This window comes from Bradyrhizobium sp. LjRoot220 (assembly GCF_964252915.1).
GTDB lineage: Bacteria > Pseudomonadota > Alphaproteobacteria > Rhizobiales > Xanthobacteraceae > Bradyrhizobium.
In genome coordinates this window covers 414,445-427,353 of the sequence record NZ_CAXUPS020000004.1, presented here as the reverse complement: position 1 = coordinate 427,353, position 12,909 = coordinate 414,445, and the positions used below count along the sequence as shown (strand labels likewise).

11 protein-coding genes are annotated in these 12,909 nt (G+C 60.3%); 4 read left to right on the top strand and 7 right to left on the bottom strand.

Annotated elements, in window-relative coordinates:
* Window positions 1–39 precede the first annotated feature (39 nt).
* The 6 genes from ACSQ84_RS20415 to ACSQ84_RS20390 all read right to left on the bottom strand — a co-directional run bounded on the left by ACSQ84_RS20415 (window position 40) and on the right by ACSQ84_RS20390 (window position 5,594).
* Window positions 40–699 carry a hypothetical protein gene (locus ACSQ84_RS20415; RefSeq protein WP_436213496.1) on the bottom strand — a complete coding sequence of 220 codons (660 nt, stop codon included), beginning with the start codon at window positions 697–699 and terminating at the stop codon, window positions 40–42.
* Between the two features lie 83 nt (window positions 700–782).
* Entirely contained in the window at window positions 783–1,811 is a 1,029-nt protein-coding gene (locus ACSQ84_RS20410; protein ID WP_436213495.1) for an HAD family hydrolase, read from the bottom strand.
* A gap of 152 nt (window positions 1,812–1,963) precedes the next feature.
* Window positions 1,964–2,278 (bottom strand): hypothetical protein, encoded by a 315-nt coding sequence (locus tag ACSQ84_RS20405; protein ID WP_436213494.1) that lies wholly within the window; start codon window positions 2,276–2,278, stop codon window positions 1,964–1,966.
* 30 nt (window positions 2,279–2,308) lie between these two features.
* On the bottom strand, window positions 2,309–2,689 hold the full coding sequence (locus ACSQ84_RS20400) for a response regulator transcription factor (RefSeq protein WP_436213493.1): 381 nt from the start codon (window positions 2,687–2,689) through the stop codon (window positions 2,309–2,311).
* A 65-nt stretch (window positions 2,690–2,754) separates the two neighbouring features.
* Complete coding sequence (locus ACSQ84_RS20395) at window positions 2,755–3,369, bottom strand: response regulator transcription factor (RefSeq protein ID WP_436213492.1); 615 nt, start codon at window positions 3,367–3,369, stop codon at window positions 2,755–2,757.
* On the bottom strand, window positions 3,366–5,594 hold the full coding sequence (locus tag ACSQ84_RS20390) for a sensor histidine kinase (protein ID WP_436213491.1): 2,229 nt from the start codon (window positions 5,592–5,594) through the stop codon (window positions 3,366–3,368). Before ACSQ84_RS20390 ends, ACSQ84_RS20395 begins: the two co-directional genes overlap by 4 nt.
* A gap of 515 nt (window positions 5,595–6,109) precedes the next feature.
* Between ACSQ84_RS20390 and ACSQ84_RS20385 the strand changes: the two genes are divergently transcribed.
* The 4 genes from ACSQ84_RS20385 to ACSQ84_RS20370 all read left to right on the top strand — a co-directional run bounded on the left by ACSQ84_RS20385 (window position 6,110) and on the right by ACSQ84_RS20370 (window position 11,946).
* Window positions 6,110–7,111 (top strand): formylglycine-generating enzyme family protein, encoded by a 1,002-nt coding sequence (locus ACSQ84_RS20385; RefSeq protein ID WP_436213490.1) that lies wholly within the window; start codon window positions 6,110–6,112, stop codon window positions 7,109–7,111.
* 121 nt (window positions 7,112–7,232) lie between these two features.
* Window positions 7,233–8,903: an arylsulfatase gene (locus ACSQ84_RS20380; RefSeq protein WP_436213661.1), complete on the top strand. Its 1,671-nt coding sequence runs from the start codon at window positions 7,233–7,235 to the stop codon at window positions 8,901–8,903.
* A 119-nt stretch (window positions 8,904–9,022) separates the two neighbouring features.
* A complete protein-coding gene (locus tag ACSQ84_RS20375) occupies window positions 9,023–10,621 on the top strand; it encodes an arylsulfatase (protein ID WP_436213489.1) in 1,599 nt (532 codons plus the stop codon).
* A 272-nt stretch (window positions 10,622–10,893) separates the two neighbouring features.
* Window positions 10,894–11,946, top strand: coding sequence for a SphA family protein (locus ACSQ84_RS20370; protein WP_436213488.1), 1,053 nt, complete (start codon window positions 10,894–10,896; stop codon window positions 11,944–11,946).
* A 135-nt stretch (window positions 11,947–12,081) separates the two neighbouring features.
* Here the strand turns inward: ACSQ84_RS20370 and ACSQ84_RS20365 are convergent, their stop codons facing one another.
* Window positions 12,082–12,879 (bottom strand): LssY C-terminal domain-containing protein, encoded by a 798-nt coding sequence (locus ACSQ84_RS20365; protein ID WP_436213487.1) that lies wholly within the window; start codon window positions 12,877–12,879, stop codon window positions 12,082–12,084.
* Between the last annotated feature and the right edge of the window lie 30 nt (window positions 12,880–12,909).

The following is a 12,909-nucleotide window of genomic DNA, read 5'->3' as shown; positions in this document are numbered from 1 at the left end:
GGGGTGTGCTGCTGTTCGTTGGAGGATCGCTACGGCGAGCTAGTAGCAAGGCGGATACGGATAGTAGCCGCACGCCGGCGGAGGCGGAGGATAAGGACGATAATAGGGAGCGGCGTAGGCGGCCGCGCCATAGGCAGCCGCACCGGCTGCGCCGGCATACATCGCGCCGCGGAAGGCTGAGCGGCGGGCGACCCCTGCAAAAGACAACGGCGTAAGCGGCCGGCCGATGATGTCGATGAAGACAGCCGCCGGCCCGTCTCCGCCAGCCAGATCACCTTCCAGAACCTGAACGCTGAAGCTGAGCTTGTCGCCCTCGAGCTTCGGATTTTTCAGTACCACCACCGCATCCTTGACCGCACCGTCCTTGCCGAGGACGGACACCGTTGCGTTCGGCGGGTTCTTGGCGAAGCTGTCGTCACCCGAGGCCCATTCAGCAATCACGTCTGCCGTGGGCTGGTGTCCCGCGGCGCGAATCGGGCGATCGGCAAAAATGATCGCGCTCGGCGTCACGCCGGTCAGGACCAGATTCTCGCCTTGCAGCGTTGCGCCGCGGGAATTGAGCACGAACAGCGACGGCACGATCTCGGGCTTGGCAGCGGCAGCCGGAGTGCCGATCGTTTTCATGGCGGGCGACGGCGCATGTTGGCCAAAGGCCGCCGTCCCAGAGAATACAACGGTCAGGCCAAGCAAGGCCGCCATGGGAAGGATTTTCATGTTTTGCACCTTTTGCCTCGCCGGTTGGAATTGCGTTGCTGCCAGCCTGTGAAATGTCGCCACGCGGGCTAATCGAAAGCAAAGATCCGCTTCCAGTCATTCTTCATGTTGACTACGGTCCACTTGTTCACCGCCGCGGCGTCGAGCGCCACGTCCAGCTTGCCGAAGTGAGAATGGCGATCGTAGGCATATTCGCGCACCGCATCGGTGTGATGGACGATCAGGCCGAACCGCACGCCAGGGGCGCCGAGCGTCGCCCATTGCAGCATTTCGAGGTCGCCATCGGAATTGCCGAAGGCCGCGATCGGACGGCGGCCGATGTGCTCGTTGATCCCAACCGGCTTGCCGGCCTTGTCGTCGATGAAGTTGATGTCGGGCAGCCGGAAAAGAGTTGGCGCACCGTCCTTGATCTCAAATCGGGTCTTGATCGACGATCCGATCACTTGCTCCGGCGACACGCCGTAGATCCGCTCGGTCCATGGCCGCATGAACTCGATGCCGCCACCCGACGCGATGAAGGTCCTGAAACCATTGGCGCGCAGATAGGCCAGCAGTTCCAGCATCGGCTGGTAAACCAGCTCGGTATAGGGCCGTTTGAAGCGATGATCGCGCGCGGTGGCGAGCCAGTCCGTGGTGATCTTCTCGAATTCCGCGGTGGTCATTCCGGCATGCGTGACCGCCACCAGTTCAACCAGGCCTTTCTCGCCTGAGGCCGCCAGCGCCTTGAAGTCGTTGTCCAGCACCGCCGCGAAGGGTTGCTTGGTCTTCCATTCCGGATGCATGGGGGCCAGGGCCTTCACGCGGTCCAGGATGAAGGCCAGTTGCACGTACATCGGCTGCTCGATCCAGAGCGTGCCGTCATTGTCGAAGGTCGCGATGCGCTTGTCGGGTGGAACGAAGTCAGGCCCGCCTTGCGTCGTGACGCGCGCGACGAAGTTGCGGATCGAGGTCTTGGTCGCGCCATCGTTCCAGGACGGCAGCGGATCGGGTTGGGCCTGCGCCGATGCCAAACGATACGAAGCGGAAAGGAGAGGCAGGGTTGCCAGCGAAGTGAGCAGAAAGCGACGGTCGAAAATCGGAAACCGGGATGCGCTCATGATGAAGATCCCTCCAGAGTTTGCGAGGATAGCGGAATCAGGCGCGCCGAATATTGGACCCTGGTCCAATATCGAACCCACGCAGGCTCAGCTACCGCGCCAGGATGCGGCCGACCTTGATCGCGACAGCCGGAGGGTAACTTATCGCCGGACTACCTCGACTTCACCCAGACATCCATCTGCAGGCAGGTTTGCAGGCTGACATAGCTCGGTGTGCCGCCAATACTCTCCTGGGGAATGCAATTCGCCTTGCTGGACGGGGCAAATTTTGACCATCCGCTGGCGAGCTGCTGCCGGGCCTTCGTTTCATCGCTGATGCAGGACTTGAGCGACTGATCGACGGTAAGTCCGGCGGTTGCAGCAAGGTCGAGCTTGCAGCTCCGCACGATGTCGAATGTCGGCAGCCGATCGGCGACGGTGACGACAAGCTGCGAGCTCAAGGCGATCATCGAAATTGAAAGAGGCATTTTCGTATCTCCATTGGTATCTGGTTGCGTTCAGCGGTCGTCGGGAGGATCGTTGATGGCCCGGTCGACAGCGGCGAGTAAGGTGCTTTCCTGAAGCGGCTTCAAGAGAAGAGCTGCCAATTGGAGGTTCTCCTGATTCAGCGCCGCGTCGTGGTGGGCCGTGATCATGATGGTCGGGATATTGAGGCCCTTCCGTATCAGCTGCTCCTGCAATTCCTGCCCGCTCATGGCGGGCATCTGAAGATCGACAATCAGGCATTTGGGAAGGCCGTCGGGCAGGGCAGCAAGAAATCCCTTTCCCGATCCGTAGGTGTGTACGTTGTAGGCATGGGATCGCAGCAGCCGGCTCAGGGCCTTGAGCACGGCTGGATCATCGTCGATCACGGCAATCCAGGGGGAAATCTCCGCCATAAGCCTTATTGCGCCCTGTTCGGTCAGCGGTCGAGTTGACCGTTGGGCCAATAAGACCCGGGGTGTTATCTGCCAATCTGGGCCTTCTCAGCCAGCCGGACCAGGTCGGCAACGCCGCGAACACCCAGTTTTTCCATCATCCGGCTTCGGTGCACCTTGATGGTCTTCTCGACGGTGCCGAGGTCGCCGGCAATCTGCTTGTTGAGCCGCCCGGCGACCACGTGCGCGAGCACTTCGCGTTCTCGCGGCGTAAGCGTGCTGATCTTTGCCTGGATTGAGCCCAGTTCTGAATCGGCCAGTCGGTGCTCGGCGTCCCGCCTTCTTGCGCGCTCGACGGCTTCAAGCAAATCCGTCTCCTTGACCGGCTTGGTCAAAAAATCCAGTGCGCCGGCTTTCATGGCGCGCACACTGGTTGGAACGTCGCCCTGTCCGGTAATGAATATCACTGGTCGGTGCGAGCCCCGCTCGGTCAGCGCCTGCTGGAGGCCGAGTCCGTTCAGGCCCGGCATGGCGACGTCCAGCAGGGCGCAGCCAGGCGCCGCCGGATCATGGTGCTCAAGGAACCCTTGCGGAGATGCGTAGGCCTGAACGTCATATCCTTTGGCGCGCAGCAACCGCGACAGTCCTCTTCTCACGCCGGCGTCATCATCGACCAAATAGACGGTGAATTCATCTGTCATGATGCCGTCGCCTCCCAGCCCGGTAACGAAATCGTCGCGATCGCGCCGCCGCTCGCGTCGTTGACGAGCGTGAGCTGCCCGCCATGGGCCTCGATGATGGCCGAACAGATCGCCAGCCCAAGACCGAGGCCGTGCTCCTTTGTGGTATAAAACGCTTCAAACAGACGGCCATGTCCCAGTGCACTGATGCCGTGCCCTCGATCCTTTACGCACACCTCAACCGCGCCGCTCTCGATGCCGCGGGTTGAAATCAGAATGTACCGCTGATCGGCCGCGGTCGCGGCCATAGCATCCATCCCATTCATGACCAGATTAAGTAGGACTTGCTGCAACTGAACCGAATCTCCCGTTGTCAGGAATAGCCTGTTCTCCAGGTCGAACCTGATGCTGATTCCGCGGCCGATCAGTTCGCTGTGGAGCAGGGCGGCTGTCGATCTGACAAGGTCATTGATGTTGACGGATTCCAGCTTTCGCTCGCCCTTTTTCAGGAGATGACGGAGGCGCTGGATGACTTCGCCGGCACGATTATCTTCATGCACGATATCCCGGAGCGCATCCCGGACTTCTTCGAGGTCCGGCGATTGCTGTCCCAGCAGGTGCAGGGCCGCCTGGGCGTTCGACAGTATCGCCGTGAGCGGTTGGTTGATTTCGTGGGCGATCGAACCGGACAGCGCGCCCAAGGCGGACACCCGCATCAGGTGCTCGATTTCCAGCCGTTGCATGGCAGTCTCGGCTTCGGCCGATTTTTGGTCGGTGAGGTCGACGAAAATGCCCCCGAATTGCTTTGGCTCACCGCTACCTCCCGCATAAGAGCGGGTGCGGATGCGGATCCAACGCACCGCTCCGCACCGCAATACAATTCGCACGTCGGTGGCGGCAGGCCGCTGCATCCCGGTTGACTTCCGAATCGCGGTGTTCGCCGTTTCGCGATCATCCGGATGAACCGTCGCAAGGAGTGCCTCCCGGGTAAGCGGTGCATCAGGCGGCAGGCCGAACAGCGCCCTGCAATGTTCGGTGACCCACAGCTCGTCCGTATTCCGGTCAAACTGCCACAGTCCGATATTTGCCGCGGCGGCGGCAAAGGTCATCCGGTCGTCGCTGTCCCTGAGAAGTTCTTCGGCGCGCTGCCTCCTGCGCCATTGAATCAGCAAGACGCCCACAAATGCCGATTGCAATCCGAGCACGGAAAGGGCCGCCAGAACGGTGCCGCGATGCTCGTCCCAGATCGTCGGTTTCTTGAACAGGACGACAGTGCCGGGAGGCAGATCTTTTTCCTTCAGATTCCAGCGTTCCATGGCGCGGTGATCGACACGGTAGTGCTGGGTCGGGTTTGTTCGAGGTGCGAGCGTCGCCGGATCCGCGCCCTTCAGGATTTCGATAGCCATGTCAGCCGCGGCTGTGCCGATCGATTCGAAGGTCTCAACAAAGCCGCCGACCGCGCCGTTGCCGATAAACGTATCGTACGGTCCGTAAACCGGTGCCGGCGACAGCGCGGACAACTCGCTGGCAACCTGCGACGGAATGAAGGTCTGGCCGTCAGCGTCGGCAAAAACCGTCAGAAGGATCACGATCGCATCCTTGGGCACCTTCGACAATTCAGCAACGAGTCCTGAATAGGGAAGCCCGAACAGGAAAGTCGTCTCGAATTTTCGGCCGTGCTCCTCGATGACCCTGCGAGCTGTTGATTGCCAACGGCGATCTACCTCGCCGCTACCGGCGATGACGTACAGCCGGCGAGCCTCTGGTTGCAGGCGCACCGCCAACGATAGCGTGTTTGTCAGACTGAACTCGGTCAGAATACCGGTCATTTCCGGTGGCGGTCGCAACTCCGCATAGGTCCGCGGCGGGATGGATGTAAATACGACCGGGACCTTGGGAAGAAGCTCCCGATACTTGACCAGGAATCCGAGGGCTGCCCCGCCAAGGGCGATCACCAGATCCGGTGGATGCTTACCGTACTTGTCGCGAATAAACGTCGCCGTTCGCAGCGCGTGGGCTTCGTCGGAATTCCGCGCGAGATCGAGGAATTCCGCATCGATCTCGATTGATTTCGCGTGCCCGACCAGCCGCTTTCGAGTGGCCTCCGCAATCAAGGTGGTGGAGGGAAATGAGTAGTTGAAAGCGTGAAGCAGGAGAACGCGCGAACGCTCCGCAGCCCGGGCTTCCCCCGCGAGCAAAAAGAGAAGTCCGATGCTGCACCACAAAGCAATGCGCGTCGTATTCATTTGGATAGACCGCACTCAAAACATTAAAATTGTAAACGCACAAACTCTGCTCGCACAGCTCAGCGTTGACACTAATCATGATAGCATGATTTGCGAGCGTAACCACTTTTCCCGCTAAGGATGTAGGCAAGATTCCGCCGCAGGGAGGCTACCTGCCATCGTTGCGACGATCGGTTGTGGTTTGGGGTGCTTGCACTAGTCGCTGCATGGGACAGCGAGCGCTCCCTATTAAGTTGTGGCGCAAACTGCATATCGGTGTGGCGCAAATGTCACTGTTCAGCGAAGAAGGATGGACTGCGAGGCGCCTTCGCTGATGAACTCGCGGGAAATAGTTCGTCACGACACCAATCCACGATGTCCCTGCCACACCACCCACGCGGGTGATGCTCCCGGGTGATGCCAGCCAAATCGTTCAATGTTGGACCACGGTCCAATAGCCTGTGGCAGGGCTCCTACGTAGCGTGTGCTCGTCTCGGTTGCTGTTTTGGCGATCGATCGGGAGGCAACGCTCGAAAATGTCGACGCTTTTTCCTGCACTTGCGGCCAAGGCCGATGCTTTCGTTGATAGCGAGCCCTCGCAGAGCGAGGGGATGATCTGGATACCCGGCGGCACTTTTCGCATGGGATCGGACAAGCATTATCCCGAAGAAGCTCCGGCGCACCGCGTCACCGTCGATGGCTTCTGGATGGACCAACATCCCGTCACGAACCGGCAATTCAGGGAGTTCGTAAGGGCGACCAAGCATGTCACCGTCGCCGAGATCACGCCTGATCCGAAGGATTATCCGGGAGCGCTTCCGCATATGATCTATGCGGGGTCGCTGATGTTCTCTCCCCCCGCACATCCGGTCAGTCTCCGCGACTTCAGCCAGTGGTGGACTTTCGCCAAGGGCGCGAATTGGCGGCATCCCTACGGGCCCGGAAGCAACATCCGTGGTCTCGACGACCATCCGGTGGTGCACGTGGCCTTCAACGATGTGCTCGCCTACGCGACATGGGCGGGCAAGGATCTGCCAACTGAGGCGGAATGGGAGTTCGCGGCGTGGGGTGGGCAGGAAGGCGTCGAATTCGCCTGGGGCAATGAATTCACGCCCGGTGGCCGTCACATGGCCAACACCTGGCAGGGTGAATTCCCCCGCCAGAACGCCAATGCCGACGGTTTCGAGCGCACTTCGCCGGTGACTGCGTTTCCGCCGAACGGGTACGGCCTCCACGACATGATCGGCAACGTCTGGGAATGGACCGCCGACTGGTATTCGCCAAAGCATCAGGCGGATGCGGCGAAGGCCTGCTGCATTCCGCAGAATCCGCGGGGCGGCCGCGAGGCCGAAAGCTATGACCCCAGAACGACCAATGTGAAGATCCCTCAGAAAGTCATCAAAGGCGGCTCGCATTTGTGCGCGCCGAATTACTGCCGACGCTACCGGCCGGCAGCGCGCCATGCGGAGCCGGTCGATACCTCGACAAGTCATCTTGGGTTTCGATGCATCAGGCGAGGAGTGTCTGATGCATCATAAATGGGAGAGTGGCATCATGTTAGCTTCTACACTTGACGACAAGCGGCCTTCGATCGAAACGCCGCCACGCCGACCGGCAGGTTGGCTCAAGCGTTCTTGCGCCGCGCTGCTCAGCGCCTCGATGATGATACCGTTCGCCGGACCAGCCAGCACGCCGGCGGCGGCGCAAGCGCCGGCCAAGCCAAACATACTCTTTATCATGGGGGACGACATCGGTCTCTACCAGCCGAGCATCTACCATCGCGGCCTGATGGTGGGCGAGACGCCCAACATCGACCGCATCGGCAACGAGGGTGCGGTCTTCACACATTACTATGCCGAGCAGAGCTGCACGGCTGGACGTACGGCCTTCATCACCGGCATGCAGCCGGTCCGCGTCGGCATGGTCTTGCCGGAACTTCCCGGCAGCCCATCCTATATCCGGCCCGGGACGCCGACGCTTGCCAAGTTCCTGCTTGATCTCGGCTACAACACCGGCGAATTCGGCAAGAACCATCTCGGCGATCACGCCGACTCGCTGCCGACCGCGCACGGCTTCCAGGAATTCTGGGGCTACCTCTATCACCTCGACGCCATGCAGGGTGTGAGCTTCCCCGACCTCAACAAGTCTCCGACGACGCAGGGCATCGCTGCGCCATGCAAGAACACGCCAATCCCCGGTCTGCGCGAGGTTTCCGGCGCCGTGGACCCCAAGACCACGGTTTGCCTGACGCCGCCGCGTCCCGTGCTGGCGTGCGTATCATCCGACGGCACTGGCACTAAACAAATGTGCAAGGACGAAGGTCCGCTGACCTTGGAACGCTCGAAGACAGTAGACGAGGAAATCTCGGCCAAGGTCGTCGACTTTCTCGACCGGAACGATCCGAAGAAGACCAACAAGCCTTTCTTCGCCTGGTACAATCCCGCACGCATGCACATCACGACCGTGCTGTCGGACAAGTACAATGCCATGGTAGGTGAGCCCGGCGGCAAGGACTGGGGCGTCAACGAAGCCGGCATGAAGCAGATGGATGACAACATCGGCGTGGTGCTGAAGAAGCTCGAAGACATGGGCCAGCTCAACAACACGATCGTCGTGTTCACCACCGACAACGGCGCGGAGACCATCACCTTCCCGGACGGCGGCGTCACACCGTTCAAGGGTGGCAAGCTCAGCACCTGGGAGGGCGGCATGCGCGCCCCGGCCGTTATCCGCTGGCCGGGCGTCATCAAGCCCGGCACGGTCAAAAACGAAATGTTCGCGTCCCTCGACTGGCTCCCGACTCTCGTTGATATCGCCGGAGGGTCCAAAGGCGACGCATTGAAGCAACGTGTCGAGGCCGGCTATCCCGGGCTTGTCAAAACCACGCTCGATGGCGTCAACCAGGTCGACTATCTCAGCGGTAAGTCAGAGAAGTCGGCGCGCGACCACTTCCTGTACTGGTCCGGCACAACGCCGTCGGCGGTCCGCTACAAGAACTGGAAGATGTACTTCGCGATGGTGTCCGACGCACCAGCTGGCTTCATTGCCGGTGTCCAGCCCTATTCCTGGACCCAGGTCGTCAACATCAAGCGCGATCCGTTCGAGACCTCGGTTGGTACGCAGATCAAGACGCTGTTCGGTATGGCCGGGGCAATCGCTTCTCCCTCCACCGCCTACGTCTATGACTGGAACATGCTGCCGATCGGGCAGCAGCTCTGGCTGATGCATCTCGAGTCCTTCATCAAGTTCCCGGCGCTGCAGGACCCGGCCAGTTACAACCTGGAACAGGTCATGCAGCAAGTTAAGAATATGAAGGCGGGACGCGACTAACCGGACGAGACCGAACCGGCGGGCGTCATTTTCGATGTCCGCCGATCAAGTTGCTGAGGTTCAGCCAATCCCGAGGCGGCGCGCCGCTACGGTGACACGCGCGACAACAGGAAACGCTCATGAACATCTTTCGACGCGCCTGCCTTGGTCTTCTGGCATCGGTCGCAGCGGCAACAGCGGCGGTTTCCCCGTTGTCCGCCCAGCAACCACAGAAGCCCAACATCCTTGTCATCATGGGCGACGACATCGGCTATTGGAACATCAGCGCTTACAACCGTGGCATGATGGGTTATCGCACGCCGAACATCGACCGCATCGCCAACGAGGGCGCGATCTTTACCGACTATTATGGGCAGCAATCCTGCACCGCCGGTCGTGCGGCCTTTATCACCGGCCAGAGTCCGTTGCGCACGGGATTGCTCAAGGTGGGTCTGCCTGCGGCCAAGGAAGGCTTGTCCGGCAAGGATCCGACTATCGCTGAACTCTTGAAGCCGCAAGGCTACGCAACCGGGCAGTTCGGCAAGAATCACCTTGGCGATCGCAACGAATTCCTGCCTACGGTGCACGGCTTCGACGAGTTCTTCGGCAACCTTTATCATCTGAATGCCGAGGACGAGCCCGAACATCCTGACTATCCAAAGAATCCGGCGTTCAGGGCGCAGTTCGGCCCGCGTGGTGTGATGAAGTGCGTCGCCGTCGCGACCGACACGCCGGGCGACGATCCCCGCTTCGGTACCTGGGGCAAGCAGAAATGCGAGGATACCGGGCCGCTCACCAAGAAGCGCATGGAGACGATCGACGAGGAATTCCTTGGCGCCGCGACCGACTTCATCGAGCGCGCAAATCGCGACAAGAAACCTTTCTTCGTGTGGTTCAACCCAAGCAGGATGCATATCTGGACCCGTCTCAAGGCTGAATCGCAGGGAAAAACCGGCCTCGGGATTTATCCCGACGGGATGGTCGAACATGACGGCCAGGTCGGGCAGGTGCTCAAGAAGCTCGACGACCTCGGGATCGCCAACAACACGATCGTCATCTACACCACCGACAATGGCGCAGAGACATTCTCGTGGCCCGACGGCGGTACCACCCCATTCCGGGGCGAGAAGAACACCAATTGGGAGGGCGGCTATCGCGTGCCGGCAATGGTGCGCTGGCCTGGACAGGTGCCGCCGCGAACGGAGATCAACGACGTCTTCTCGGCAGAGGACTGGGCCACCACGTTGGTGGCGGCAGCCGGTGAGCCAGACGTCAAGAACAAGTTGCTGTCGGGTTATGACGCTGCCGGCAAGAACTTCAAGGTTCACCTCGACGGCTACGACCAGCGCGACCTTCTCTCGCGCAAAGGTGCCAACAAGCGCCGCGAGTTCTTCTACTGGACCGACGACGGCAACCTGGCCGGGCTTCGCTACGACCAATGGAAAGCCGTCTTCCTGGAACAAAAGGCGCATGGATTCGACGTCTGGTCGCAGCCGATGATACAGCTTCGGTTGCCGTCACTGTTCAACCTCCGTTCGGACCCGTTCGAGCGAGCCCAGCACGAAGCCGGCGATTACGTTCGCTGGTTCGTCGAGCATGCCTTTGTGCTGGTGCCCGCACAGGCGATCGTGGGGCAGCATCTCATGAGCTTCCAGCAGTTTCCGCCGCGCCAGCGACCAGGCTCATTCTCGGTCGAACAGGCGATGGAAAAGCTGCGCAATCCACCTTCGAGCAACTGAGCCGGTGTTACATGGGGTCGATCATGATTCCTTCCGGGTAATCGAGGTCAGTGCACACCTCGGTATCGTGTTCGACAAGCTGCCGGCTGGGCTATCGCGTGGCTGCGATTGCACGCAGCGCAATATCCGTGTTCGGGGGCGAGCAATATGCGTTGTCGCCGGATGCGTCATTGAAAGAACTTTCTAGTGCAGCGTGTGGCTGCAAAACCACAGACTTTAGAACACCGTTGATCTAATTTGCTCAAGTGGTGACGCGGGCTTGGGAGATTCGGATGACAATCGCTGCCTCGAACATCTGCCGCATGACACTCATCGCTGCCGCGACGTTGGCGCTTCAATCTCAGGCGGCCCGGGCGGACGAGAACGGAGTGTCGCTTTGGCTTCCGGGCTTTTTCGGAAGCCTCGCTGCCGTCCCCGTCACACCGGGTTGGTCGCTCGGTACGGTGGCCTATCACACCAGCGTTGGTGCTTCCGGCAATGTTGCGGCAGCGCGGCAAATCCAGATCGGCCAGGTCCCGGCGACGGCGAACGTCAGTCTCAATGCCACTTTGAAGGCCCGCGGCGATCTGCTGTTCATTGCGCCAACCTACACCTTCGCGACGCCGGTGCTCGGCGGCCAGTTCGCCATTGGCGTGATCGGAGCGGTCGGCCATGTCGACACCAGCATCGCCGGCACCTTGACCGCACAGGTCGGACCCATTGTCGCGACCCGCAATGGCGTTCTGTCGGATTCGGTGACCGGCGTCGGCGATCTCTATCCGCTGGTGACGCTGAAATGGAATCAGGGCGTCCACAATTATATGATCTATGGCTTCGGCGACATTCCCGTCGGAGCCTACGAATCCACACGCCTGTCGAACATCGGTATCGGGCATGGCGGCATCGATTTCGGCGCCGGATACACCTACCTCAACCCGGCGACGGGGTTTGAATTCTCCGGCGTCGGCGGCTTCACCTACAACTTCACAAACCCGACCACGGATTATCAAAGTGGCATCGACTTCCATTTTGACTGGGGTGCATCACACTTCTTGTCCAAGCAGCTCTTTGTCGGCGCGGTCGGCTATGCCTATCAGCAGGTCACGGACGACTTCGGAGCCGCGGCTTTCCTAGGCGGATTCAAATCGCGCGTTTTCGGTGCTGGCCCCCAGCTCGGCTATCTTTTTCCGATTGGAGACAAGCAGGGATACCTGAATTTCAAGGGTTACAAGGAGTTCGCCTCGGAAAACCGGCCCGAAGGCTGGAATGTCTGGCTGACGTTCTCAATCTCGAATGCCGCGCCGACGTCGACGGTTACACCAACGAGGCGTACGATTACAAAGTAAGGCTTTCGCGGCGGTCTGGTGCCCGACGAATCCCATCCAGGCGCCGGCCTGGAACCGAAGTGGCGCGATTGACTTTCGAACCGGACATCTCCGCTCGACCGGAAAGGGAAGGCAATTCCTGTCGGTTTGCGCGAGTTACTTCAGGAGAGAACTCCACGCGACCATTTGATCCTTGATCTGAATCAGGGCCGGAGCGGGAACGAGATTCGCGGGCCCCGGCGCTTTCTGACCGGCCGCGACCAGCTTCGCCACCCATATCTCGCCGTCGGTGTAATAGGGATCGCCTTCGCCGTTGCGACCGTTCAAGGTCGGACCGACTCCCTTCATTTGGGAGATACTCAGTACCGTGCGGGCGTTATCCAGTCCCTCAATGAGACGATTGCGTTCCTGGTCGATATTTGGTGCGATCTTGTGGGTGACCTGACCCGTATCGCGGCTCAAAGTGACGCCACTGTCGAAGCTCGCCGATCCCAGCCAAACCGGATTGCCGTCAGCACCGCTTTGCAAAACCAGCCACAGCCGGACGTGCTGCCGACGGTCCGCACTGGCGCCCGCAGGCTTTTCGAACGCCAGATCCTCGCGCCGTCCGTCGAAATAAAGCGGACTGACCGGAGCGTCCTTGTAGGAGCGATCCAGCAGAACGCTTCCAATGATTTCGAGGCTGCTGCGTAACGTCACGGGATCGGCCGGATACCAGCCGGCAGCATGGAATGCGGAGACCACGTCCGGCCGGGTTCCAATCAGCCCGACGTTGATCGCGTCGCCTGGTATTCCCTGAGCTGTGGAAGTTACCATCGCCCGTTTTGAAAGGCCGGGTTCGTGCTCGATCCGAGACCATGTTGCGGGCAATATCAGGTAGCTGACACCGACATAGATCGAGACCACGATTCCAAACAGCCAGAAATAGCGAGTCCAGCGGATCGGTAGGCTCACGAGGAGGGAACTCCTTCAGATAAAGCGGTA